Source organism: Streptomyces sp. NPDC002734 (assembly GCF_040295685.1).
Classification (GTDB): domain Bacteria; phylum Actinomycetota; class Actinomycetes; order Streptomycetales; family Streptomycetaceae; genus Streptomyces.
On sequence record NZ_JBEOVU010000005.1, the window covers coordinates 178,692 to 203,038 of the forward strand.

Sequence of the window (24,347 nt, forward strand, 5' to 3'; positions counted from 1 at the left end):
CGAGGGAGCGTCAGCGGGTGCGGGCGTACGGGCTCGAAGGGAGGGTCAGCGGGTGCAGGCGTAGGCGAGGGCGGGGACCAGCACGGTCGCGTCGGGAAGGCGGCGGCCGGCCGGCGTCCGGACCCACTGGACCGGACCCCGCGCCCCGTAGCGTGTGGGCGGCGCCGGGATCCATCCGCCCGCGCCGGTGACCGTGAGGTCCAGGGTCTCGGGGGCCCACCCCAGCGCCCGGACCGCGCGCGGCACCCGCGCCACCGCTCCCGGAGCCACCAGGAACCGCATCCGGCGGTCCGGCGACAGCAGCACCGGGCCCGCCGCGCCCTCGGTGCCCAGCCGGTCCAGCCGGGCCAGCGCCAGGAACCCGGCCGTCTCCGGGACGTCCACCACGTCGAACCCGTGCCCCGTCGGGAGCAGCACCGCGGCGTCGGGCCGGTCGCTCCACATCCGCCGGGCGACCGCCCCGCTGAGCGTGGCCTGGGTCGCCCAGTCCGGCCCCTCCGGGTGCGCCCCCGGCAACGGGCAGGCCGCGTCGCCGCAGGAGCAGCGCACCACACCCGCCGTCGTCTCCAGCGACACCCCGGGGAAGACCTGCCACTGCCACTGCTCGGCGTAGCGCACGGCGGCCTCGAGCGCGGAGGAGACCGGTGTGCGGGCGTCGTCGGAGCCCTGCGGGCCTGCCTCACCGCGCTGCTGGGGGATGGAGGTGACTTCGGTGCCGGAGATCGTATTTTCCACGAACGACTCAACTCCTCTCACACGTCCGGGTTACGCCGGACACGCGGACGGGGAACGGCCGCGCCAGGGAGCGCGGGGCGCACAGGTGCATTCGAGGGGGCGCGCGGGCGGCGGGCGAGCGGGCGCTGGGTAGCCACTGGGGGGTCCCGGCCGGGCGCACCGGCCAGGACCCGCGTGATCGCGGGACCACACCAGGCACCACCCAGGCACCAACGGCAGCAACAGGGGGTACTCATGGCCGCCAGGCCACTCGTCGCACGGCAGCCCAACGAACGGCTGCAGGCACTCATCCAGGAGGCGGGCTGCTCCAACGCCGGGCTGGCCCGCCGGGTCAACCTGTGCGGCGCGGAACACGGTCTCGACCTGCGCTACGACAAGACCTCGGTGGCCCGCTGGCTCCGCGGACAGCAGCCCCGGGGGCGCGCCCCCGCCGTCATCGCCGAGGCCCTCGGCCGCAAGCTCGGGCGCGCCGTCACCATCGACGAGATCGGCATGGCCAACGGCAAGAACCTCGCCACCGGCGTCGGCCTGCAGTTCGCCCCCACCGTGGCGGGCGCGGTCGAGCAGGTCAGCGAGCTGTGGCGCAGCGACGTGGGGCGGCGGGACTTCCTGGCCGGCACCTCGGTGGCCGCCTCGGCCCTGGTGGAGCCCAGCCGTGACTGGCTGATCTCCGCCCCGGACCCGCAGGTCGCCCGCGCGGTCGGCCCCCGGGTCGGCCCCTCCGACGTGGACGCGGTCAAGGCGATGACGCAGGCCCTGGTCGACCTGGACCACCGCTTCGGCAGCGGTCACGTCCGGCCGGTCCTGGTCCACTACCTCAACAGCGTGGTCTCCGGGCTGCTCTCCGGGTCCTACAAGGAGTCGGTGGGGCGCGAGCTGTTCGCCGCGGTCGCCCGCCTCACCGAACTGGCCGGCTACATGGCGGTGGACACCGGGCAGCCCGCCCTCGCCCAGCGCTACTACATCCAGGCGCTGCGCCTGGCCCAGGCGGCGGGCGACCGCGGCTACGGCGGCTACGTGCTCGCGGCCTCCATGAGCCACCTGGCGGCGCAGCTCGGCAACCCGCGGGAGATCGCCCAGCTGGCCCGCGCGGCCCAGGAGGGCGCGCGCGGCCGGGTCACCCCGCGCGCCCAGGCGATGTTCCACGCCGCAGAGGCGCGGGGACACGCGGTGCTGGGCGACGCGGCGGCGGCCGAGGTGGCCTGCGGCAGGGCGCTGGACGCCATGGAGGCGGCGCCGACCGCCACCGAGGCCGGCGACGACCCGGTGTGGATCAGCCACTTCGACGAGGCCTACCTCGCCGACGAACTGGCCCACTGCCACCGGGACCTCGGGCAGGCCGAGCAGGCCGAGCGCTACGCCCGCCGGTCGCTGGACGGCCACCCCGCGACCAGGGCACGCCGCCGGGCCATCGGCCACGTGCTGCTCGCCACGGCCCAGCTTCAGCGGCGGGAGCTGGAACAGGCCTGCGCGACCGCGCTGGACGCCGCGGGAATCCTCGGCTCGCTGCGCTCCAACCGGGGCGCCGAGTACCTGGACGACTTCCGGCACCGCCTGGAGCCGTACCGCTCCGAGGCCCCGGTCCGCGCCTTCACGGAGCGCCTGGCCGTGGCGTGAGGCGAGGGCGCGCGGCCGCGCCCGGCGGGCGGCGCCGGCTCCAACTGCGCTGCTCACAGGGCGCGGTGGGAGGTTGGGTGGAGGGCACGGCGGACGAGCGGGTAGCGTGAGCCGACGATTCCGCAAGCCCCCGATGTAGGAGCCCCGGTGACGCAGAGTGGACACGGCGGTCCGTGGACGCCGGACCAGCCGGACCGGCCGCCGTACCCGCGCCAGGCGCAGCCCGAGGAGAACTGGCAGGGCGCCGGGACCCACGGCGACGGCGCCCACGGCGACGGGACCCACGGCGACGGTGCCCATGGCGCCTGGGACTCCGCACCGCAGCTGTGGACCGGCGCGCCCGGACCCGGCCCGCTGCCCCCCGAGACCCCGGCGGGCAGCGGTCACGGCGAGGCCACCCAGTACCTCCCGCCGGTGCCTCCGGGACCGTCCGGGCCGACGGGTCCGTCCGCGTCGCACGGCGGGCACCGCGGGCAGGGGCACCCGGGACAGCCGGGCCACCCGGGGCAGCCGGGTCACCAGGGGCTTCCCGGTCAGGCCGGGGCCGGCGGCTTCGCCGACGAGGCCGCCACCCAGTTCATACAGCCCATACCCGCGGCGCCCGGCGACTCGGCCGCCACCCAGTTCATCCCCCCGGTGCCGGCCGGCGACCAGGCCGCCACCCAGTACCTCCCGCCGGTCCCGCCGCAGTCCGCGGACGGACCGCAGAACCCCGGGCAGCACCCTCAGCAGCATTCCCCGCAGCAGGGCATGGACCGCGACACCCAGATGCTGCGCCGGATCCCCGGGCCCCAGGCGCAGTCTCCCGGCGGCGGCGGCGACGGCGAGGCCACCCAGTACCTCCCGCCCGTCCCCGGCGGCGGCTACGGCGCCGACGAGAACCGGCCGCCGCCCGCCGAGTTCGACAACCTCTTCCGCTCCCACGCCCCGCGCCCGGACTACGGTCAGCCCGCCCCCGGCGGCTACGACCCGCATCCCGCCCCGGCCGCCCCCGTCCGGCGCGGCGGCCGGATCCCGCTGCTGGCGGCGGCCGGCGTCGGCATCGTGGTGCTGGGCATCGGCATCGGCTCGCTGATGGACGGCGCCGACGACTCCGGCAAGGGCTCGGCCGCGGTGGACTCCCCGACGCCCTCCGACGCGCAGGAGGAGGACTCCGGCGGGGCGGAGAAGGAGGAGAACAAGGCGCGCGAGCAGGCCGTCGCCCTGGACAAGCTGCTCGCCGACAGCGGCAACAGCCGCTCCGCGGTGGTCGGCGCCGTCGAGAACGTCCGCCGCTGCGAGAAGCTGGGCGAGGCCGCCCAGGCGCTGCGCGGCGCCGCCCAGCAGCGCGCCGACCTGGTCACCCGTCTCAACGAGATCCAGGTCGACCAGCTCCCGCAGCACGCCGCGCTGACCCAGGCGCTCACCAAGGCCTGGCAGGCCTCGAAGTCCGCCGACGAGCACTACGCGAACTGGGCGGACCAGGTGGCCGGCGACCGCGGCAAGTTCTGCAAGCACGGCCACGCCCGCAACACCCCGGAGACCGGCGCCGCCGTCGAGCAGAGCGGCACCGCCACCGCGGAGAAGCAGAAGGCGTCCGACCTGTGGAACCCGATCGCCAAGGAGTGGAAGCTCACGGAGCGGCGTCCGATCCAGCTCTGACCTGCGGCGACACCCCCGGGCCCGCTGCCGTGACGGCCGTTCGGGGGTCGCCCCCGGGGTCCGCGGCCGCGGGCGGAACGTACGATCGGATGTCGTGCAGACTTCGGTGAACTCTTCCCGCCACGGGCGTCGCTCCTCCACCATGGGCGTCATGCCCCTCAACGACATGCCGTGGTGGCGCTGGCGCGGGAACGTCCGCTCGGCGCTGCACATGCTCTCCGACCCGGACTTCCAGCGCGACGTCTGGCTGGCCGGGGCCGACGGGTACGGCGACGTCACGGACGCCGTCTACCGCCTGGTCGAGGACACCTGGCTGGACAACTGGTCCGCCGAGAAGTACGTCGGCACGATCTTCCGGGACTCGCAGGAGGCGGCGCTGGTCGACACGGCCGTGCTGCGGGTGCTGCGGATCATGCACCAGGTGGGGCCGGACGCGCCGGTGTCGGCCTACATGGCGCACGCCGGGTGGCCGGAGGCGGTCCGCGCGGCCCGGGACGCGCACGTGCGGATGGCCGTCGGGGACGGCGACGACCCCGACACCCCGCCCCAGTCCCTCGAAGTGCTGCGCATCCTCACCCGCACCGCCTGACCTCGGCGACAGGGTGTCCCGGATGGAGGACAAGGTCGGCGTGGGCGGGAGACGATGTGCGACCCTGACGGGCATGAGTGAACAGTCCGCCGCCGCGCCTGTCGAGCAGTACGTCCTCACCCTCGCCTGCCCGGACAAGCAGGGCATCGTCCACGCCGTGTCGAGCTACCTCTTCATGACCGGCTGCAACATCGAGGACAGCCAGCAGTTCGGCGACCACGACACGGGACTGTTCTTCATGCGGGTCCACTTCTCGGCCCCCGCCCCGGTCAGCCTGGACAAGCTCCGCGCCAGCTTCGCGGCGATCGGCGACTCGTTCCACATGGAATGGCAGATCGGCCAGGCCGGCGAGAAGATGCGCGTGCTGCTGATGGTGAGCCGCTTCGGCCACTGCCTGAACGACCTGCTCTTCCGCGCCTCCACCGGCGCGCTCCCGGTGGACGTCGTCGCGGTGGTGTCCAACCACACCGACTTCGCCGAGCTGGTGGGCTCGTATGACGTGCCGTTCCACCACATCCCGGTGACCCGGGACACCAAGGAGCAGTCCGAGGCCCGCCTGCTGGAGATCGTCCGTGAGGAGGGCGTCGAACTCGTCGTCCTGGCCCGCTACATGCAGGTGCTCTCCGACGACCTGTGCAAGCAGCTCAGTGGGCGGATCATCAACATCCACCACTCCTTCCTGCCGAGCTTCAAGGGCGCCAAGCCGTACCACCAGGCGCACACCCGCGGCGTCAAGCTGATCGGCGCCACCGCGCACTACGTGACCGCGGACCTCGACGAGGGCCCGATCATCGAGCAGGAGGTCGAGCGGGTCGGCCACGAGCTGGCGCCCGAGCAGCTGGTCGCGGTCGGCCGTGACGTCGAGTGCCAGGCGCTGGCCCGTGCCGTGAAGTGGCACGCCGAGCGGCGGGTGCTGCTCAACGGCCGTCGCACGGTCGTCTTCTCCTGACCCGCAGTCCTGACCCTCGCAGTCCTGACCCTCAGAGCCGGCTGAGCGAGGCCGCCGCGTAGAGCACGTCCTCGACGGCGGCCCGGTCGCCGCTCTGGCCGGCCGCCGCGTCCCGCGGCCTTATGTGGCCGGCCACCACCTGGGCGAACTCCTCGTCGTCCAGCACCACATGGGCGACGACGTGGTGCTCCGAGGGCAGCGCGGCGGGGGAGTCCAGCGGGATCAGCCAGTCGCCGCCGCCACGTCCCTCGATCTCCAGCATCAGGCTGCGCCCCGGACGGCCCGCGGAGACCAGATGGCGTGCGCCGGGGGAGGGCTGCGCGGCCCGGCCGGCCCGGCGCCTGGTGGCCAGCGCGTCCGGCAGCCGGCGGGCCGCCAGGTCGAGCAGGGCGTGCAGATGACGCGGCGCGGGCGGCCGGTAGGGGTAGTTCACCGCGTCCGCGATGTCGCCGCCGTGCACCCAGCAGGCGAAGGCCCGCTCCAGCATGGCGTCCCGCAGCGGGATCTCGCACGGCCCGTACGCCACCGGCAGGCCGCCCGTGGTGCCGCCGGTGAACGAGGCGGTCCGCACCAGGTCGTGGCTCTGCGCCCGCCAGGGGTCGCGCACCTCGCGGGTGGGCGGACGGTTCAGCGCCGCCCAGTAGGCCCGGGTGCGGGAGGTCGGGGTTCCGGTGCCGCCGGCCGGGGCGGGGCCCGGCAGCGCGGCCAGCGGGTCGGCGAGGCCCAGGGCGACGGCGACCAGCCCGTCCACCGCCATCAGGTGGGCGATCACCTTGGCGACGGTGGAGCGGTGGTGGCGCTCCTCGTCCTCCTCGATCCAGCGCAGCCGGACCGGGGCGTGCCACTCCGCCTCGTCGATGTCCTGGAGCAGCGCGTCCAGCCGGGCGGTCTCCGCGTCGTAGGGCGTCGCCCACTCCGGGACCGGGATGCGCGGCGGGCGCCGGTCGAGGCAGGCGTCCAGCACCCGGGTCCGCAGCAGCGGGTCCAGGTCCAGGCTCTCCGGGCGCTGAAGCAGCGGCACCGCGTCGCGCAGCGACCGGGCCTCGTCGGAGCAGCGGCGGCACACCGCCAGATGGGCGTCGACCGCGGCCGTCTCGGCGGGCGTGCAGACCGCGAGCGCCCAGGCGCCCAGCATGGCCTTCAGCTCCGCGTGCGTGGCGGGCACCGCCGGCGGGCGCTCCTCGCGTGTCCCCGGACTGCGCGAGGGCTCCGCGGAACCGGCCGCCGACGGCAGCCGTCCCCCGTGGCTCCGGTGCGGGCCGGCGCCGGCGGCGGGGCGCCGCCCGGGCCCGCGCCCCGGGGCGGCCGCGTCCTGCGACCAGGGCCGCTCGCCATGGGGCTGCCCGTCGTACGCCTCCGCGTCCCCGTTCACGCCGCGCCTCCCGGGCCGTGACCGGCGTCCGGCAGGGACTGCGGCAGGGACTCCGGCGGGACGACCGCGTGCGCGGTGGACAGCAGCTGGAGGCCCAGACGCATCCGGCGGCGGATCTCCACCTCGGTGACGCCGAGGTCGGCGGCGGCTCCCCGGTAGTCCCGGCGGTGGTGGTAGGCGAGGTTCAGCGCGGCCCGCAGCGAGGCGGGCATCGACGTCACGATGTAGTCGGCGCGGGCGGCCACGGCCGCCTCGCGGACCTTCTCCTGGAGCTCCTCGCGCGCCTCGGGGTCCTCCGGGTCGGCGCCGTCGCGCCGCAGTTCGGCGGCTCCCCGCGCGTGCAGCCGGCGCACCGCGAGGTCGCGGGTCAGCTCGGAGAGCCAGGTGCGCACCGGGCCGCGGCCCGGGTCGTAGGCGGAGGGGTTCTCCCAGACGTGGGTGAAGACCTCGCGGGTCACCGCGTCGGCGGCCCGCTCGTCGTCGAGCACCCGGTTGGCCAGTCCGTGGACCAGGGAGGCGTACCGGTCGTAGAGCTCGCTGAGTGCCGCGGCCTCCCCGCGCTCGAGCCGTTGCTGCATCCTGCGCTCCGCGCGGACCGGTCCGTCCGTGGCGACCGCCACAGTCCCCTCCCTCCGGTTGCCCCCGTGCCCCGTCACTTCCGCCCCGCCCCTGCGGGGGTCCTCCCCGACGAATGTAGTCGGCACCCGGTGCCGCGCACGGCTCTTTCCCGTAAACGCGCGCCCCGGAAGCGCTCCCACGTGATAAGGGTCGCGCGGCGCGGGCTCCGGTGGCACCAGGTGTGCGTCTTGTCCCCCTACGGCGACCGCAATTGATCGATGTGTGAGAATTTTCGATCGAATGAGGTCGAATAAGCCTGAAAGTGGCTGGTCGATGTCTGGTTCTCCCGGTCCGGCCCTGGGTTTCATGGAGGTGTGGCGGGGGCAGGGGCGCTGCCACAGGACCGCCTCCGGCGAGTAAGGGGCATGATGTGGCGTTCACGGTGACCGGCACCGAGCACGACGGATGGGTCGTGCTCCGGGTGTCCGGCGAGATGGACCTGATGACCTCGCCCGAGCTGCGCCGTCGGGTGCACGACGCGGTGGCCGGGGGGCACCGCAGCGTGGTCGTCGACCTCTCCGGCGTCTTCTTCTGCGACTCCAGCGGCGTGGGCGTGCTGATCGCCGCCCGGCGGCTGCTGCGTTCCTGCGGAGGCCGGCTGCGGCTGGTGCTGCCGGCCGCGGGCGCGGAGGACGGGTCGCACGTGAACCGGGTGCTGGGCGCGCTCGGGGTGCGGCGGCTCTTCGAGGTCTTCCCCGACGCGGACGCGGCGCTGGACGACGACATCCGCCCGATGTCGGCGTGAGCCGGGCCGGGACCGGGACACGCGAGCACGCAACACGCCCGATGCGCCGTCCAGTTGAAAGCCGCCTCGCGGCCGGGGTTCACCCGTGCGTGATCAGGAGACGCACGTCACGCACCGTCGCGGCCGCGCGGTCACGGAGAGTTGACGCACCCGGGCGCGGGACCGGATCCGCCCGCCGCCCGATGTCGGTCCGCCCTCGGGTACCTTGGGTGAAATGCGACGGATGCCAGGGCCCAACGGCCCTTGTGCGAGGACGCATCGCACGGCGGGAGTCGTCGCACAGTATGCCGCACGGGTACTCCTTCGCGCTGGAATATGCCCGAAGCGCTTGTTGGCGTGACTCAGTGTCAACCATGCTGTGCTTCAAGGGAGTCACGGACCGTGACTCCGTGTCGTGTCCGCCGGTTCGGATGGTGTGAGCGGTGCAGGTGCTTCAAGTGCAGTTGGAGATCCGGCCCGACCCCGCGGAAGTGGGGAGAGCCCGGAGATGGGCCCGGTCGCGGCTCGCGGGGTCCGGCATGGACGCCGACGAGTCGCTGGCCGAGACGGTGATCCTGCTCGTGTCGGAGCTGGTGACCAACGCGGTGGTGCACACGGGGTGTCCCGCGGTACTACGGCTGGTGCTGCCGGCCGAGGACCCGGGCGAGGCCCCGGCCGGCGCGATGCCTCCGGTCCGCCTGGAGGTCGCCGACGCGGACTGCCGGGCGCCGGTGCCGCGATGTTCCGACGAGGACGAGACGGGCGGCCGCGGCCTCGCGCTGGTCGACGGTCTGGCCGACCGCTGGGGCTGGACCCGTGAGGGCGCCGGCAAGCGGATCTGGTGCGAACTCGACCGCGGCGCACAGTCCGGCACGGGCGGCGCGGCGACGGTCGCGTACGGCACGGGCGTCGCGGCGTGCGGCGGCCTGGCCTACGAGGCCGTCTGACCGCGCGGGACGAACGGGCGGTCCGTGCGGACGGCCTGAACGCGGGGCCTGAACGCGCGGCGTTCCTCGATGCCTTCCCCTGGCTGTGCCCGGCCGAGCGTGAGCGGCTGATGGCCCGCGGTGTTCCGGGCCGCGCCTCGCGCACGTGCGGCGCGCCGGCCTGTGCGTGCTGCCTCCCCGGTCTCCCCCTTCTTCTTCTCTCCCTTCCTCCCCTCCGGTGTCGCTGAACAGAGGGGGCGAAAAGTTGTCCACAGGGTGTGGACAACTTTCAGCGGGTCTCGTGGAACGTGCGGCGGTAGGTCGTCGGGGCCACGCCGAGGACGGCGCGGACGTGCTGGCGCAGGGACTGCACGCTGCCGAACCCCGCGTCGCGGGCGATGCGTTCCACCGGCAGGTCGGTGGTCTCCAGCAGGTGCCGCGCCCGCTCCACCCGTTGCAGGGTCAGCCACTCCCCGGGGCTCACCCCGGTCTCCTCGCGGAACCGCCGGGTGAAGGTCCGCACCGACAGCGCTTCGCGTTCCGCCAGGTCACGCAGCCGTACCGGCTCGTGCAACCGCTCGAGCGCCCAGGCCCGGGCCCGCGCCGTGCCCGCCGCCCGCGCCTCCGGCACCGGACGCCGTACGTACTGTGCCTGCCCACCGTCGCGGTGCGGCGGCACCACCGTGACCCGGGCGACCTCCGCGGCCACCGCCGCCCCGTGGTCCCGGCGCACCAGGTGCAGGCAGAGGTCGATGCCCGCGGCCACTCCCGCCGAGGTCAGCACGTCGCCGTCGTCGACGAACAGGACGTCGGGGTCCACCCTGACCTGCGGGAAGAGCCGTTGGAAGTGCTCGGTGCTCGCCCAGTGGGTGGTGGCCGGGCGGTCGTCCAGCACGCCGGCCGCGGCCAGCACGTAGGCGCCCGTGCAGATGGACACCAGCCGGGTGCCGGGGCGGATCACGGTGAACGCCGCCGCCAGTTCGTCGGTGAGCACGCCCCGCTCGTGCAGCACGCCCCGCTCGTGGGAGGCCGGCACCACCACGGTGTCCGCCCGGGCCAGCGCCTCCGGACCGTGCTCGACCCGCACCGCGAAGTCGGCGTCGGTGCGGACCTCGCCGGGCGGACCGGCCGAGCAGGTCGTCACCTCGTACAGCGGGCGGCCGTCCGCGCTCCGGGCCCGGCCGAAGATGCGGTGCGGTATGCCCAGCTCGAAGGGGATCAGCCCGTCCCGCACCAGCACCGCCACCCGGTGCGGCCCGCGGTCCGGCCCCGGGCCCTGCTGTGTCCCGCCTGCGTCCTGCTCCGTCATGCGGGGAGCGTAGCCCCGGACGGAGGGGCGTGTGGCCCGATCCTGTCGAACGGTGTCCCTCGGGCCACTCGTCCCGGAGGGACCGGAGAACGGATGCTGTCCCGGTGACACAGACGGAACTCGGTTCATCCGCCCCCGCCCTCCCGGCACGGCCGCCACGCACGAAGGGCCCGCTGGGGCCGCGGGGCCCGAAGGCATGGATGCCGCACCGCGCCTGGCTGGTGGTGGCGGTCGCCTTCGTGACGATCATCGGCGCCGCGGCCTTCCGCACCCTGCCGGGGCTGGTCACCGACCCGCTCGCCGAGGACTTCGGGTGGTCGCGCGGCACCATCGGCGCGGCCGTCTCCGTCAACCTCGTGCTCAACGGCTTGATCGCGCCGTTCTCCGCCGCGCTGATGGACCGCTTCGGCATCCGCCGGGTGGTGACCGGCGCGCTCGGCCTGATCGCGGTGGGCGTCGGCGCGGGCGTGGTCATGCGGGAGGCGTGGCAGCTCCTGCTGCTGTGGGGCGTGTTCGTGGGGCTGGGCACCGGCGCGCTGGCCACCGGGTTCGCGGCCACCGTCACCAACCGGTGGTTCGCCGAGCGCCGCGGACTGGTCTCCGGCATCCTCACGGCGGCCGGGGCCTCGGGGCAGCTGGTGTTCCTGCCGGTGCTGTCCTGGCTGGTCGTCGCCCACGGCTGGCGGCCGGCCACCGCCACGGTGGCGCTGGCGGCGCTGGCCGTGGTGCCGCTCGCCTGGCTGCTGATGCGGGACCACCCCGCCGACGTGGGGCTCCCGCTCCTCGGCGCCACCGAGGTGACCCCGCCGCCGCCCCCGGTCCCCGGGGTGGCCCGGCGTGCGCTGACGGTGCTGTCGCGGGCGGTGCGCACCGGCACGTTCTGGCTGCTCGCCGGGTCCTTCGCGATCTGCGGGGCCTCCACGAACGGGCTGATCCAGACCCACTTCGTGCCCGCCGCGCACGATCACCCGCACCACATGCCGGTCACCGCGGCGGCCTCGCTGCTGGCGGTCGTCGGGATCTTCGACGTGGTCGGCACGATCGCCTCCGGCTGGCTCACGGACCGGTTCGACTCGCGTCGGCTGCTCGCCGTGTACTACGCGCTGCGGGGGGTCTCGCTGCTGTTCCTGCCGATGCTGCTGGCGCCGGCGGTCCATCCGCCGATGCTCTTCTTCATCGTCTTCTACGGGCTGGACTGGGTGGCGACGGTGCCGCCGACGATCGCGCTCTGCCGGGAGCACTTCGGCGAGGACGGGCCGATCGTGTTCGGATGGGTCCTGGCCTCCCACCAGGCCGGGGCGGCGGCGGTCGCGTTCCTCGGCGGGGTGGCGCGGGACGTGTTCGGCACGTACGACGTGGTCTTCTACGCCTCCGGCGCCCTGTGCGCGGCCGCGGCCCTCATGGTCCTCGTCATCCGCCGAGGCGCGAGGTCCGCGGCCACGGTCCGCCAGGAGGGCGGGCCCGCCGCGGCGGGGTCCGGTGTCAGTGGTCGGTGAGGGCCGAGACCACCAGGTCGGTCAGCAGGGCGCCGGCGGTGCCGTCCGGGTCGAGGTCGGGGTCGTAGACGGTGACGTTGAGGCCCACGCAGCGCGGTGAGCGGACGAGGGGACGCAGCAGCGCGGTGAGTTCGTCGGGCATGAGGCCGTCGGGGTCCGGGCTGTCGACCGCCGGCATGACCGAGGGGTCGAGGACGTCGGCGTCCAGGTGGACCCAGAACCCGTCGGTCCCGGCGTGGTCCAGACGGGCGGCGGTGGCGGCTCCACGAGCGGCGGGGCCGAGGCGGCGCAGGTCCCGGACCGTGGTGACGGGGACCTCGGCCGCGCGGAGTTCGGTCACCTCGGCGTCGTCGGCGTACGCGTCCCGGGTGCCGAGGAGGACGATGTCCTCGTCCCGTAGGTAGGGGCGGAGTCCTTCGAGGTCGGTCAGGTCGTCCTGCCCGCGGCCGGTGGAGAGGGCGAGTTCCTCTCCGGCGGCGGCGCCGACGCGGTGGGAGTTGCCCGGATGACGGAAGTCGGGCGAGGCGTCTACCGAGACCAGGCCGTAGCGGCCGAGGCGGCGCAGGGCGAGCGCGGCGCCGAGCTGGATGGAACAGTCCCCGCCGAGGACGAGGGGGAACCGGCCCCCGCGGACATGGTGTTCGATCCGATCGGCCAGTTTGCGCGTGTACGCGGCGATCGCCGCGGCGTTGAAGACCCCGTCGCCCTCCCGCCAGTCCCCCCGGTCGTAGCGCGGCGGCACGACGACGCCTCCCTCGAGGGCTCCGGTCCTGCGCACGATCCCGTTGTCCCGCAGTGCTCCGGCCAGCTTGTGGCAACCGGGGACGGTACCGGGGGCCGGAGGGCGCAGGCCGAGGTTGGAAGGGGCGTCGACGACCACGATGCTCGGCATGCGGCCATGCTCCCCGCCGGAGGGCCGGTCGCTCAAGAGAGCCGGTGCGCGGCCCGCTGCCCGCTGCCCGCGGGAGGGTGATGCGGAATGGTGGGTGCCCGGGCGGCTGCGGGCCGCAGGTCAGCGGGCGGCGCGGGAGATGGCCTTGGCGAGGCGTTCCGCGTCGCGGGAGAGCTCCCGGAGGGTGCCGCTGATCGGCGTGGTGAAGCCCGTGAAGAAGAGTCCCGGCGCGTTCCGCGGGGACCGCGGACCGTGCGCCGCGGGAAGCCCCCGCGCGTCGAGCACGTCGAGGTGCCCGAGCAGCCCCTCCAGCCCCCGGTCGTACCCCGTCGCCGCGACCACCGCCTCGGGCGTGATCCGCGACCCGTCCGCCAGCAGGACCTCCGCCCCGTCGAACCCGTCGACCGCGGCGACGACCTCCACCCGCCCCCGCCGGACCGCGTCGATCAGACCGGCGTCCTGCACCGGGATCGCCCCCTGCCGCACCCGGGAGTACAGGCCGGTGTCCGGACGCGGCAGCCCGTGCGCGGACAGGTCGGGGACGCTGATCCTCGCCATCGCGCGGGCCAGCCGGTCCACCACCGGCACCGGCAGCCGCCGCACCAGGATCGCCGTGTTCTGCGCGGGCCACCCCGCCGTGGAGCGGCGCACGATGTGCGGCGCCGTCCGCACGGCCAGCCGCACCCGCGCCGCGCCGCCCTCGACGAGGTCGACGGCGAGTTCCGCGCCGGTGTTGCCCACGCCGACGACCAGCACGTCGCGTCCGGCGAAGGCGGCGCCCGAGCGGTAGTCCGAGGCGTGCAGGAACTCCCCGGCGAAGTCGTCGAGGCCGGGCCAGCCGGGGACGCGCGGGGTGTGGTTGTAGCCGGTCGCCACGACGACGGCGCTGCCGGTGAGCCGCCGGCCGCCGGTGGCGTGCAGCACCCAGGCGCCGCCGCCGTCACCGTCGCCGGCCCGCTCCAGGCGGGTCACCTCGACGCCGGTGACGACCTCGAGACCGTGGTGCTCGACGTACTTCTCCAGGTAGCGCACCACGTCGTCGCGGGCCGGCCACCGGCCGAAGGAACGCGGCATCGGCAGCCCGGGCAGCGAGGACCGCTTGCGGGTGGTGTGCAGCCGGAGCCGGTCGTAGTGGCGGCGCCAGGAGTCGCCCACCCGGGGCGCCTTCTCCAGGACCACGGCGCGGATTCCGCGGGCCCGCAGCGCCTGGGCGGCTGCCAGGCCTCCGGGTCCGCCGCCGATGACGTAGACGGGGTGCTGGGCGCGGGACCGGGAGTCCTGAGGGACAGGCTTTTCGAGCATGATGCCGAAATCCTATGCACGGCATCACTCGATTGGTCTCATTCAAGATCGGAATTGATTCCGAATCGGTCACGCTCACGGGTGAATTGTGAAGCCCGGCGGAAGAGCGGCGGAAGGGCGACGGAAGCCCGGCGGAAGAGCGGCGCGAGCCCTCCGCGAGAGCGGCGAGGGCGGGCCGCCGAAAACCGCGCGTGATGACAGGATGCGAACCCCGACGGCGTACTAACGCGTCGGCTTCTTCCCGGTGACCCCGAGGTGCACCAGCTGCGCCAGGCTCGGCCGGAGTTCGGCGGCCTTGTAGCCCCAGCCCTGGTGCCCGCCCTTCTGGTGCGAGGCCGCCGCGGAGAGCATGGCGACCAGCGAGGCGGCCGTCGCCGCCGGGCTCACGTCCTGGTCGACCTTGCCCTTGGAGCGCAGGCCGTCGATCGCCTCCGTCAACCCCTTGTGCAGGGTCCCCAGGATGCGCACACGCAGCTTGGAGAACCGTTTGTCCCCCTCGGCCGCGGCCAGGTCGACGACCCGCAGGATCGCGTCGTTGGCCCGCCAGAAGTCCATGAACCCGTCGACCAGCTCCTGGGCGGTCTGCCATCCCGCGCGCCCCGTCCAGGACCGGCCCTCCAGCAGGCCGCCCAGTCCCGCGCCGCCCGCCGCCAGGTCCTCGGCGATCTCCAGGACGGCGCTCTCGACGTCCGGGAAGTACTGGTAGAAGGTCGCGGGGGAGGTGCCGGCCCGGCGCGCGACGTCGATCACCTTGACGTCCCGGTAGGGGGCGGAACCGAGCATTTCTCCGAGGCAGTCCAGCAGCTTCTGCCGCGTCGCCTGCCCTCGCCGACCAGCCACGCGGCCGTCGACCGTGCGTACGTGTCCTGTCATGTCGTCAGCTTATCGACGGGGGATTCGCGCGCTATTCGGCAGACTGCAAATGGGGTGCGCGTGCTCTGCGTGACCGTTCCCGTGCCGCTAACTTGACGCCATGGCCGAAAATGGGGCATCCGTGAATACGGAGGGCGGCGAAGCCGCCGAAGGCGTTCCCTGCTGGGTGGACGCCTCGCTTCCCGACGTGGAGGCGGGCAAGCGTTTCTACGGGGAACTGTTCGGGTGGAGTTTCGACGCGGTGGGCCCGCGCGGGGTGGAGGGCGGACCGCTCGGCGCCGCCTGGGCGCACCGTGAGGGCGAGCCGGTGGCCTCGTTGCTCCCCAAGCGGGACGGCCGGATGCCGACGGTGTGGACGGCCTACCTGGCCACCCGCGACGCGACGGCGGTGGCCCGGCGGATCACCGAGGAGGGCGGCCAGATGATCAGCGCCCCCGCGCCGATGGGCCGGCTGGGGCGCCAGGCGCTCGCGGTCGGCCCCGAGGGGGCCGTGTTCGGGCTCTGGGAGCCGGCCCTGCACGAGGGCTTCGGGCGGCGCCCTCCGGCCCGTGGCGGGTTCGCCGGGGCGGTGCTCCACACCCGTGACCCGGAGGGCGCCCGGCCGTTCTGGCGACACGTGTTCGGCGGCCTGCGGGACGGCATCGCCCCCCTGGCGGGCGTTTTTCCGGAAGTCATGCCGTCGCACTTTCTGGTGCATTTCTCGGTGGACGACCTGGAGGGCGCGCTCGGCGCGGTCTACCGCCTCGGCGGCAGGGTGCAGGCGCAGCCCTTCACCACCGACCGGGGCGCGGTGGCGGTGGTGACGGACAACCAGAACGCCTCGTTCGCCCTCCTGGAGAGCCGACGCGGCGCCGGACGGTGAAGGAGACGGAGCGGGCGGCGGGTACGGCGCTGAGCAGCGGGAAGGCGGCGAAGGGCCGTGGCGGGCGGTCCGGGGCCCGGGAACGGGTCCTGGCCGGGGTCTGGACCCGGGCCGCCGTGCACGGTACCCAGGGGCGAGCGACGCCGGGTTCGCCCCCGGGTTCGCGCGGCGGCGCTCGGGCAGGGAAGAATCGGGGTGCGTGCCGCCACGGCGGTGCGGTGGTGAGACGCTGCACGGGGTCGCGTACACACGAAGGCGACGCGGCTCTCACGGGGAGGTGGCAGGCAAGTGGTGGATCAGCTGACACAGACCGATCCGCGCCGGATCGGTCCGTTCGAGGTGCTCGGACGCCTGGGGGCCGGCGGCATGGGCCTGGTCTATCTCGCGCGCTCGGCTTCCGGGCGCCGGGTGGCGATCAAGACCGTGCGGACGGAGCTCGCCGAGGACCAGCTGTTCCGCGTCCGTTTCACGCGTGAGGTGGAGGCGGCCCGCGCCGTCTCCGGCTTCTACACGGCCGCCGTCGTCGACGCCGATCCGCGCGCCGCGGTGCCGTGGCTGGCCACCGCGTACGTGCCGGCGCCCTCGCTCGAGGAGATCGTGAACGAGTGCGGCCCGCTGCCCGTGCAGGCGGTCCGCTGGCTGGCCGCCGGCGTCGCCGAGGCGCTGCAGTCGATCCACGGCGCCGGTCTGGTGCACCGTGACCTCAAGCCGTCCAACGTCCTGGTGGTCGAGGACGGTCCGCGGGTCATCGACTTCGGCATCGCCTCCGGGGTCTCCTCCACCCGGCTGACCATGACCAACGTGGCCGTGGGCACCCCCGCGTACATGTCGCCGGAACAGGCGAAGGACTCCCGCAGCGTCACCGGCGCCAGCGACGTCTTCTCCCTGGGCTCCACCCTGGTCTTCGCCGCCACCGGCCACCCGCCGTTCCACGGCGCCAACCCGGTGGAGACGGTCTTCATGCTGCTGCGTGAGGAGCCCGACATGGAGGGGCTGCCCGACGAGCTGCGGCCCCTGATCGACGCCTGCATGAAGATGGACGCCTCGGCCCGCCCCAGCCCGGCCGACCTCCAGGCACAGCTGGCCCCCCACCTGTTCGGGGCCGGCTCCGACGACAGCGGCACCGCCTCCGCGTGGCTGCCGGAGCGTGCCGTCCACCTCATCGAGCAGCGCCGCAACGGCGGCCGGACCACCACCTTCCCCGCGCCGCAGCCCGGCCAGGGCCGCCCGCAGGTGCCTCCGCGGCCCGCGCACGACCCGGCCCCGCCGGTGCGGCCGCACCACGGTCCCGGGCCCGGCGGCCCCCTCCCGCACCCGTCGCCGGCGGGCTCGCAGCCCGACCTCGGGCCGGTGCTGCTGCCGGGCGCCCGGGTGCCGATCGGCGCGGGGCCCGTGGTCGCCGAGGTGCGCGCCGCGGCCGGCGCCCGCGCGCCGCTGCCGGAGGCCGGTCTCGCCGCCTCCTGGTCGCGGCCCCAGCAGGGCGCCGCGCCGGTGCCCCAGCAGCAGGTGGGGCAGCCCGGCCCGGCCGGCGACGAGCAGCCGGCGGACGGCCGGGGCGGCTGGCGGCCGTGGCGTTTCCGGATGTCCAACGACGTCTGGGGCACCCCCGAGGTGGCCGACGACCTGGTCTACGTCACCTCCTTCGAGGTGCACGCCCTCGACGTGCAGACCGGCCGCCGCCGTTTCAAGACCCGCGACGTCGCCTGGTCGATGAAGGTCGCCGACGGGCGCATCCACGCCTCCGACGGTCCCTCCCTGTTCGCCCTGGACGCCCGCGACGGCTCCGACCTGTGGCGGCTCTCCGCCGAGGCCTGGGTGTACTCGCTGCAGGCCGAGCGCGGCTACGTGCTCACCGGCACGCGCGGCGGCGGCGTCCAGGCGTGGGAGGCGGCCACCGGCCGCAGGCTGTGGCAGCTGAACGGCGCGCAGACCGACTTCGAGACCCCCGAGGCCGGACCGGCGCTGCACGAGGGAACCGCCTACGTCTGGCAGGACGCCCGGCTGCGCGCCCTCGACATGCGCACCGGCGAGGAGCGGTGGTCGTACCCGATCGGCGACGCGGCCTCCTGCGGGGGCGTCCCGGTACGGCTGAGCCACGCCTCCGACGGGTGCGTGTACGTGTCCGCCGGCACCCGGGTGCTGGCGATCAACGTGGCGAACGGCCATGTGCACTGGCACTTCGAGGCCCCGGCGGTCTTCCTCGGCCCGCCCGCCTTCGTGCCGGGCGCCGCCGTGACGGGGGGGCGGGGTGTACCTCGCCGACTACCTCGGCACGGTGTACGCGCTGGACGCGGCGGACGGCCGGGACCGGTGGCGGATCGCCACCGAGGCGCGGTCCTCGGTGGAACCGGTGCTGGTCGCCGCCGGGCACATCCACGTCGCCAGCGGCAAGGGCCTCTACACGCTCGACGCGGTCACCGGCACGCCCAAGTGGCGCTTCCAGGCGGGCGGGGACATCGTGGGCGCGCCGGTGGTCGCCGAGGGCCGGATCCACTTCGGCTCCTCCGACCACCTGCTGTACACGCTCAAGGCCGACGACGGCCGGCTGCGGTGGAAGCTGGCCACCGGCGGGGAGATCACCGGGTCGCCGGTGGTGCGCGGCGGTGTCGTCTACGCGTGCAGCAAGGATCGTTGCGTCTACGCCCTCGACGCGGAGAAGGGCACCGGCACCGCCCGCCCGGCCTGACCCCCGGGTCGCCGCCCGGCCTGCGAGGGCCTCCTGCGCCCTCCCCGGGGCCACCGGCCTCGGGTCTGCGGGCTGCGGGCTGCCGCACCCGGCACCACCCGGCACCACCCGGCCCGCCCGGGCCCGGGGCGCCCATCAGCCCTCGGTCCGCCCCTGGGGGAGTGCCACCCGCCGGATGGCCGGCCCCGCCCCGGCCCGGGTGGCCGTCCCGGCGGCACGGCGAGATCCCGCCTTGTCTAGACCTAATATGTCTAGACCTCTTGTCCGGACCGGACCCGACGGCTACGTTTCCCGCTGTTCGGAGTACCTCACGTTTCCTTCAACTCCCTTGCCCCGCAAGGCTGGAAGGAGCACGTCCGTATGCAGGACCGGAGTCTGTCCCGACGAACCGTTCTCGCCTCCGCGACCGTGGCCGCCGCGAGCGCGGCGGGCGTCGTCGGCGCGACGGCCACCCCCGCGGCCGCGCACCGCCGAGGCGACCGCATCGAGAAGATCATCGCCGCGATGAGCGTTGAGGCGAAGATCGGCCAGCTCTTCGTGCCGTACTTCTACGGCACGTCGGCGACCTCCCCCAGCGCGCTCGACCAGGACCGCAACCTCGCGGAACTCGGCGTCCGCACCGTGGCCGAGCTGATCGCCAAGTACCAGGTCGGCGGGGTCATCTACTTCTCCGGCTGGGCCAACAACATCCAGGACCCTGCCCAGGTCGCGGAGCTGACCAACGGGGTGCAGCGGGCCTCGCTCGCCCTGCCCACCCCCGTGCCGTCGCTGATCTCCATCGACCAGGAGCACGGGGCCAACGTCCGCATCGGGAGCGGCGCCACCCAGCTCCCCGGCGCGATGGCCCTCGGCGCGGGCGGGTCGGCGTCCGACGCGCGCACCGCCGGGTACATCTCGGGCGCCGAACTCGCCGCCCTCGGCATCCACCAGAACTTCGCCCCGGTCGCCGACGTCAACGTCAACCCGGCCAATCCCATCATCAACGTCCGCTCCTTCGGCGCCGACCCCCGCGAGGTCGGCCGCATGGTGGCGGCCCAGGTGACCGGCTACCGGCGGGCCGGCGTGGTGGCCTGCGCCAAGCACTTCCCCGGCCACGGGGACACCGGCGAGGACAGCCACACCGGGCTGCCCGTGATCACCCACAGCCGCGAGGAGTGGGAACGTGTCGACGCCCCGCCCTTCCGCGCCGCGATCGCCGCCGGCGTCGACTCGATCATGACCGCGCACCTCCAGGTCCCGGCGCTCGACCCCAGCAACGACCCGGCCACCCTGTCGCCCGCGATCCTGCGGGGCGTGCTGCGCGGCGAACTCGGCTTCGACGGCGTGATCGTCACCGACGCGCTCAACATGCGCGGCGTCCGCACCAAGTACGGCGACGACCGGGTGCCCGTCCTCGCCCTCAAGGCCGGCGCCGACCAGTTGCTGTTCCCGCCGGACATCGACGTCGCCTACAACGGCGTCCTGGCCGCCGTGCGCGCGGGGGAGATCACCGAGGAGCGGCTCGACGAGTCGGTCCGGCGCGTCCTGCGGCTCAAGGACAAGGCCGGACTGCTCGACGGCAGCCCGTACGTCTCGCCGAAGGAGGTCGACCGGGTCGTCGGCGCCCGCGCGCACCGGCTCGCCGCCGCCCGGATCGCCGAGCGCACCACCACCCTGCTGGTCAACGACGACAGGGCGCTCCCGCTGCGCCGGACGCAGCGGAAGCTGCTCGTGGTGGGCGCGAGCCCGGCGTTCCCGACCGACGCCACCCGCACCACGGTGCCCGAGCTGGCCAAGGCGTTCGAGGAACTGGGCTACGGCACCACCCAGCTCGCCACCGGCCGGACGCCCGACACGGCGAAGATCGACGAGGCGGTGGCCGCGGCGCGGGGACGGGACGCGGTGGTGGTCACCACCGACAACGTCGGCGCCACCAGCGCCCAGCGCACCCTGGTGGCCCGGCTGCTCGCGACCGGCGTGCCCGTCGTCCACCTCGCGGTGCGCAACCCCTACGACATCGCCCACCTCGGCGACGTCCCGGCGTCACTCGCCTCCTACTGCTGGACGGAGGTCGAACTGCGCGCCGCGGCACGGGTGATCGCCGGCCGGGTCGAGCCGCGCGGCACCCTGCCGGTGCCGGTCCAGCGGGCCGACGACCCGGCCACGGTGCTCTTCCCGCTGGGGCACGGGCTGTCGTACGACGGCTGACGCGCCCGCGCCGGTCCGCCGGTTCGCCTGCCCGCCGGTCCGCCCGCCCGTCTGCCCGTCTGCCCGTCTGCCCGTGGAACGGTCCGCGGCCCCGGTCCCCACGAGAGCGTGGGGACCGGGGCCGCGGGCGTGGGCCGCAGGTTCGGCTCAGGGGACGACGACCACCGGGGTGCCGGTGGAGGCGAACTCCCACAGGGCCGCGCCGTCCTGGACCTTCATGCGGACGCCGGCCGTCTGCTTGCCGTCGGCGGGGGCGGGCGAGGCGCCGTCCTTCGCGTGCGAGAACGCGAAATTCACGCCGCCCGAGAAGGCGAAGTACACGACGTGCTCGATGGCCACCCCGTCGGACCCGGTGGTGGCCGCGGTGCGGGTGCCCGCCTCGTACTCCCCGGGCTCCGGGTCGAGCGTGCCGGGCCACACCGTGAAGCTGCGCAGCGCCTTGTCGCCGGCGTCGACCAGCCACACCCGGTCGGCCTCCAGGCCGTACACGAGCCGCCGCCCGGTCCCGGACTCCGCCGGCACCGACGTCCCGGCGGACTCCTCGCCGCCCTTGCCGTCCTCGCCGTCCTCGGACAGCGACTTCTTCGGACGGGGCGTCTCGGAGGCCGAGGCCACCGGGCTCCGGTCGTCCAGGGCGGCGGGCTTCGGCCCCGAGCCGGCCTGCACGGCCAGTCCGATGACCACCACGATCGCCGCGCTGGTCAGGCCGGTCACCCAGGCCCAGGTGGGAAGCCCTCGGGAAGCCACGTGTACGCATCTCCTCAGCAACGGGCCCGGTCACGGGCCGCGGCGGGAACAGAGTCGGATCATCCTACGGCGACCCTCCCCGCCCCTGACCAGGGGCCCGGCCCGGCAATCCCACGGGCCCGGCCCGGCAATCCCACGGGCCAGCCGCGGAGACCTACCGGCCGGGCCCGGGGAATCCGACGGCCGGGCCCGGGGAATCCGACGCCCCCGGCCCGTCCGCCGCCCTCCCGTGTCAGTCCAGGACCGGCAGCAGTTCGGGGAGGTGACCGTCGGAGGCGGCGGCCGCGTGCTGCCGCTCCTCGGGGACCTCGCCGTACAGCGTGGTGCGCGGCCGGGACGGACGCCCCGCCGCGTCGGCGATCGCCACCAGGTCGGCCACCGAGCGGTAGGAGCCGTAGGAGGAGCCCGCCATCCGGGAGATGGTCTCCTCCATCAGCGTCCCGCCCAGGTCGTTGGCGCCCGACCGCAGCATCTCGGCCGCGCCCTCGGTCCCCAGCTTCACCCAGCTGGTCTGGATGTTCGGGATGTGCGGGTGCAGCAGCAGCCGGGCCATCGCGGTGACCGCCCGGTTGTCCCGGACGGTCGGCCCCGGGCGGGCGATGCCGGCCAGGTACACGGGGGCGTTGGTGTGCACGAACGGCAGCGTCACGAACTCGGTGAACCCGCCGGTGCGCTGCTGGATGCCGGCCAGTGTCCGCAGGTGCCCCAGCCAGTGCCGCGGCTGGTCGACGTGGCCGTACATCATCGTCGAGGACGACCGGATGCCCAGCTCGTGCGCCGTGGTGACCACCTCGACCCAGGTGGCGGTGGGCAGCTTGCCCTTGGTGAGCACCCACCGCACCTCGTCGTCGAGGATCTCCGCCGCCGTGCCCGGGATGGTGTCCAGACCGGCCTCCTTCGCGGCGGTCAGCCACTCGCGGATCGACATCCCGGTCCGGGTGGCCCCGTTGACGACCTCCATCGGGGAGAAGGCGTGCACGTGCATCCCCGGCACCCGCTCCTTCACCGCCCGCGCGATGTCGAAGTACGCCGTGCCCGGCAGGTCCGGGTGGATGCCGCCCTGCATGCAGACCTCCACCGCACCCACGTCCCACGCCTGCTGGGCCCGGTCGGCGACCTGTTCCAGCGACAGCGTGTACGCGTCCGCGTCGGTGCGGCGCTGCGCGAAGGCGCAGAAACGGCAGCCGGTGTAGCAGACGTTGGTGAAGTTGATGTTCCGCGTGACGATGTACGTCACGTCGTCGCCGACCACCGACCTGCGCACGTCGTCGGCGACGCGGCACAGCGCGTCCAGGGCCGCCCCGTCCGCGTGGAACAGGGCGAGCGCCTCCTCGTCGGTCAGCTTCGTCGGGTCGTCCGCGGCGGTGCGCAGCGCCGCCCGCACGTCGCCGTCGATCCGCTCCGGCACCATGCCGGGGGCGGCGGCCTCCCGCAGCGACTCCCAGTCGCCGTACACCTCGTCGAAGTCGTCCCGCCGGTCGGCCGTGCGGCCCTCGGAGTCGATGGTGCGGTGCAGGTCGGTCCGGCCCGACGGCGTGAACGCCTCGTCCGGCTCCTGCCAGGGCCGTCCCTCGACCACCGCGTCCGGCACCGCGAGGCCGGTCTGCGGATCGGTCAGCGCCCGCACGTGCGGCAGCACCCGCGGATCCAGCCACGGCTCGCCCCGCCGCACGAACTCGGGGTATACACACAGCCGTTCCCGCAGCTCGAAGCCGGCCGCCGCGGACCGCTCGGCCAGCTCGTCGATCTGTGGCCAGGGCCGCTCCGGGTTCACGTGGTCGATGGTGAGCGGCGAGACCCCGCCCCAGTCGTCGACGCCCGCCCGGATCAGCCGCTCGTACTCGGCGTCGACCAGGTTCGGCGGCGCCTGAAGGCAGGCCGACGGCCCCATGACCACCCGCGCCACCGCCACCGCGGCGACCAGGTCGTCCAGCTCCGCGTCCGGCATGCCGCGCATCGCGGTGTCCGGCTTGGCGCGGAAGTTCTGGATGATCAGCTCCTGCACCGAGTGGTACGCCCGCGCCACCTTCCGCAGCGCGAACAGCGACTCGGCGCGCTCCTCGTAGGTCTCGCCGATGCCGAGCAGGATCCCGCTGGTGAACGGCACCGAGGAACGGCCCGCGTCCTCCAGCACCCGCAGCCGCACGGCCGGCTCCTTGTCGGGGGAGCCGTGGTGCGGCCCGCCCGGCTCGGACCACAGCCGGGTCGCCGTCGTCTCCAGCATCATCCCCATCGACGGGGCGACCGGCTTCAGCCGCTGGAAGTCCGTCCAGCTCAGCACCCCGGGGTTCAGGTGCGGCAGCAGACCCGTCTCCTCCAGGATCCGGATCGAGATCGCCCGCACGTAGGCGATGGTGTCGTCGTAGCCGTGCGCGTCCAGCCACTCCCGCGCCTCGGGCCAGCGGTCCTCCGGCTTGTCGCCGAGGGTGATCAGCGCCTCCTTGCACCCCATCGCCGCCCCGCGCCGGGCGACGTCCAGCACCTCGTCCGGCGACATGAACATCCCGTGGCCCGCGCGGCGCAGCTTGCCGGGGACGGTGACGAAGGTGCAGTAGTGGCACTTGTCCCGGCACAGCCGGGTGAGCGGGATGAACACGCTCTTCGAGTACGTGATGACGCCGGGCCGTCCGGCCGCCTCCAGGCCCGCGTCCCGCACCCGCGAGGCGGTGGCGCACAGGTCGTCCAGGTCCGCCCCGCGCGCCTGGAGCAGCACCGCCGCCTCGGCCACGTCCAGCGCGACCCCGTCCCGTGCCCGCCTGAGGGCACGGCGCATCGAGTTCTCGGTGGGGCGGCCGGTTCCGGAGCTGGCGGAAGTCGTCATC

18 protein-coding genes and 1 pseudogene are annotated in these 24,347 nt (G+C 74.6%); 10 read left to right on the plus strand and 9 right to left on the minus strand.

Annotated elements, in window-relative coordinates:
* Positions 1 to 45 precede the first annotated feature (45 nt).
* Positions 46 to 735 (minus strand): bifunctional DNA primase/polymerase, encoded by a 690-nt coding sequence (locus ABT026_RS07225; protein ID WP_351113070.1) that lies wholly within the window; start codon positions 733 to 735, stop codon positions 46 to 48.
* Positions 736 to 969: 234 nt separating this feature from the next.
* Here ABT026_RS07225 and ABT026_RS07230 point away from each other — a divergent pair, with 234 nt between their 5' ends.
* The 4 genes from ABT026_RS07230 to purU all read left to right on the plus strand — a co-directional run bounded on the left by ABT026_RS07230 (position 970) and on the right by purU (position 5,531).
* Positions 970 to 2,352, plus strand: a complete 1,383-nt coding sequence (locus ABT026_RS07230; RefSeq protein WP_351113072.1) for an NsdA family TPR-like regulatory protein — start codon at positions 970 to 972, stop codon at positions 2,350 to 2,352.
* 147 nt (positions 2,353 to 2,499) lie between these two features.
* Complete coding sequence (locus ABT026_RS07235; RefSeq protein ID WP_351113073.1) at positions 2,500 to 3,993, plus strand: hypothetical protein; 1,494 nt, start codon at positions 2,500 to 2,502, stop codon at positions 3,991 to 3,993.
* Between the two features lie 151 nt (positions 3,994 to 4,144).
* A complete protein-coding gene (locus tag ABT026_RS07240; protein WP_351113074.1) occupies positions 4,145 to 4,582 on the plus strand; it encodes an SCO4402 family protein in 438 nt (145 codons plus the stop codon).
* Between the two features lie 73 nt (positions 4,583 to 4,655).
* Entirely contained in the window at positions 4,656 to 5,531 is an 876-nt protein-coding gene (gene purU / locus ABT026_RS07245) for a formyltetrahydrofolate deformylase (RefSeq protein WP_351113075.1), read from the plus strand.
* Between the two features lie 31 nt (positions 5,532 to 5,562).
* Here purU and ABT026_RS07250 read toward each other — a convergent pair whose 3' ends face one another.
* Positions 5,563 to 6,903, minus strand: a complete 1,341-nt coding sequence (locus tag ABT026_RS07250; protein ID WP_502967912.1) for a zf-HC2 domain-containing protein — start codon at positions 6,901 to 6,903, stop codon at positions 5,563 to 5,565.
* Positions 6,900 to 7,481: a sigma-70 family RNA polymerase sigma factor gene (locus ABT026_RS07255; protein ID WP_351113135.1), complete on the minus strand. Its 582-nt coding sequence runs from the start codon at positions 7,479 to 7,481 to the stop codon at positions 6,900 to 6,902. Before ABT026_RS07255 ends, ABT026_RS07250 begins: the two co-directional genes overlap by 4 nt.
* 410 nt (positions 7,482 to 7,891) lie before the next feature.
* Here ABT026_RS07255 and ABT026_RS07260 point away from each other — a divergent pair, with 410 nt between their 5' ends.
* Entirely contained in the window at positions 7,892 to 8,266 is a 375-nt protein-coding gene (locus ABT026_RS07260) for an STAS domain-containing protein (protein WP_351113077.1), read from the plus strand.
* Between the two features lie 437 nt (positions 8,267 to 8,703).
* Positions 8,704 to 9,192 carry an ATP-binding protein gene (locus tag ABT026_RS07265; RefSeq protein WP_351113137.1) on the plus strand — a complete coding sequence of 163 codons (489 nt, stop codon included), beginning with the start codon at positions 8,704 to 8,706 and terminating at the stop codon, positions 9,190 to 9,192.
* A 268-nt stretch (positions 9,193 to 9,460) separates the two neighbouring features.
* Here the strand turns inward: ABT026_RS07265 and ABT026_RS07270 are convergent, their stop codons facing one another.
* On the minus strand, positions 9,461 to 10,480 hold the full coding sequence (locus ABT026_RS07270; protein WP_351113078.1) for a GlxA family transcriptional regulator: 1,020 nt from the start codon (positions 10,478 to 10,480) through the stop codon (positions 9,461 to 9,463).
* A 200-nt stretch (positions 10,481 to 10,680) separates the two neighbouring features.
* On the opposite strand from ABT026_RS07270, the gene ABT026_RS07275 reads away from it, so the two are divergent.
* Positions 10,681 to 11,976: an MFS transporter gene (locus ABT026_RS07275; RefSeq protein WP_351113079.1), complete on the plus strand. Its 1,296-nt coding sequence runs from the start codon at positions 10,681 to 10,683 to the stop codon at positions 11,974 to 11,976.
* Here the strand turns inward: ABT026_RS07275 and ABT026_RS07280 are convergent.
* From ABT026_RS07280 to ABT026_RS07290, 3 genes are all read right to left on the minus strand, one after another.
* Entirely contained in the window at positions 11,963 to 12,868 is a 906-nt protein-coding gene (locus tag ABT026_RS07280) for an arginase family protein (RefSeq protein ID WP_351113080.1), read from the minus strand. The genes ABT026_RS07275 and ABT026_RS07280 overlap by 14 nt on opposite strands.
* 120 nt (positions 12,869 to 12,988) lie before the next feature.
* The gene (locus ABT026_RS07285) at positions 12,989 to 14,170 is read right to left on the minus strand and encodes a flavin-containing monooxygenase (protein WP_351113081.1); all 1,182 of its coding nucleotides are present in this window, start codon (positions 14,168 to 14,170) and stop codon (positions 12,989 to 12,991) included.
* Positions 14,171 to 14,392: 222 nt separating this feature from the next.
* Positions 14,393 to 15,043: a TetR family transcriptional regulator gene (locus ABT026_RS07290; protein WP_351113082.1), complete on the minus strand. Its 651-nt coding sequence runs from the start codon at positions 15,041 to 15,043 to the stop codon at positions 14,393 to 14,395.
* A gap of 100 nt (positions 15,044 to 15,143) precedes the next feature.
* On the opposite strand from ABT026_RS07290, the gene kbpA reads away from it, so the two are divergent.
* The 3 genes and pseudogenes from kbpA to ABT026_RS07305 all read left to right on the plus strand — a co-directional run bounded on the left by kbpA (position 15,144) and on the right by ABT026_RS07305 (position 20,778).
* Positions 15,144 to 15,905, plus strand: coding sequence for an AfsK-binding protein KbpA (gene kbpA, locus ABT026_RS07295; RefSeq protein ID WP_502967913.1), 762 nt, complete (start codon positions 15,144 to 15,146; stop codon positions 15,903 to 15,905).
* A gap of 288 nt (positions 15,906 to 16,193) precedes the next feature.
* Positions 16,194 to 18,591 (plus strand): annotated as a pseudogene (gene afsK / locus ABT026_RS07300) (protein serine/threonine kinase AfsK).
* A gap of 360 nt (positions 18,592 to 18,951) precedes the next feature.
* Positions 18,952 to 20,778: a glycoside hydrolase family 3 protein gene (locus tag ABT026_RS07305; protein ID WP_351113084.1), complete on the plus strand. Its 1,827-nt coding sequence runs from the start codon at positions 18,952 to 18,954 to the stop codon at positions 20,776 to 20,778.
* Between the two features lie 147 nt (positions 20,779 to 20,925).
* On the opposite strand, the gene ABT026_RS07310 is transcribed toward ABT026_RS07305, so the two are convergent.
* Both ABT026_RS07310 and ABT026_RS07315 read right to left on the minus strand, forming a co-directional pair.
* Positions 20,926 to 21,525, minus strand: a complete 600-nt coding sequence (locus ABT026_RS07310; RefSeq protein WP_351113085.1) for a hypothetical protein — start codon at positions 21,523 to 21,525, stop codon at positions 20,926 to 20,928.
* A 232-nt stretch (positions 21,526 to 21,757) separates the two neighbouring features.
* Positions 21,758 to 24,346 carry a bifunctional FO biosynthesis protein CofGH gene (locus tag ABT026_RS07315; RefSeq protein WP_351113086.1) on the minus strand — a complete coding sequence of 863 codons (2,589 nt, stop codon included), beginning with the start codon at positions 24,344 to 24,346 and terminating at the stop codon, positions 21,758 to 21,760.
* Position 24,347: the final 1 nt, after the last annotated feature.

Excerpts from the sequence above, each read along its gene's own strand:
- ABT026_RS07230 (WP_351113072.1), top strand. The coding sequence starts at position 970 with ATGGCCGCCAGGCCACTCGTCGCACGGCAGCCCAACGAACGGCTGCAG.
- ABT026_RS07240 (WP_351113074.1), top strand. The coding sequence starts at position 4,145 with ATGCCCCTCAACGACATGCCGTGGTGGCGCTGGCGCGGGAACGTCCGC.
- purU (WP_351113075.1), top strand. The coding sequence starts at position 4,656 with ATGAGTGAACAGTCCGCCGCCGCGCCTGTCGAGCAGTACGTCCTCACC.
- ABT026_RS07255 (WP_351113135.1), bottom strand. The coding sequence starts at position 7,481 with ATGCAGCAACGGCTCGAGCGCGGGGAGGCCGCGGCACTCAGCGAGCTC.
- ABT026_RS07270 (WP_351113078.1), bottom strand. The coding sequence starts at position 10,480 with ATGACGGAGCAGGACGCAGGCGGGACACAGCAGGGCCCGGGGCCGGAC.
- ABT026_RS07275 (WP_351113079.1), top strand. The coding sequence starts at position 10,681 with ATGCCGCACCGCGCCTGGCTGGTGGTGGCGGTCGCCTTCGTGACGATC.
- ABT026_RS07280 (WP_351113080.1), bottom strand. The coding sequence starts at position 12,868 with ATGCCGAGCATCGTGGTCGTCGACGCCCCTTCCAACCTCGGCCTGCGC.
- ABT026_RS07285 (WP_351113081.1), bottom strand. The coding sequence starts at position 14,170 with ATGCTCGAAAAGCCTGTCCCTCAGGACTCCCGGTCCCGCGCCCAGCAC.
- ABT026_RS07290 (WP_351113082.1), bottom strand. The coding sequence starts at position 15,043 with ATGACAGGACACGTACGCACGGTCGACGGCCGCGTGGCTGGTCGGCGA.
- kbpA (WP_502967913.1), top strand. The coding sequence starts at position 15,144 with ATGGCCGAAAATGGGGCATCCGTGAATACGGAGGGCGGCGAAGCCGCC.
- ABT026_RS07305 (WP_351113084.1), top strand. The coding sequence starts at position 18,952 with ATGCAGGACCGGAGTCTGTCCCGACGAACCGTTCTCGCCTCCGCGACC.
- ABT026_RS07315 (WP_351113086.1), bottom strand. The coding sequence starts at position 24,346 with ATGACGACTTCCGCCAGCTCCGGAACCGGCCGCCCCACCGAGAACTCG.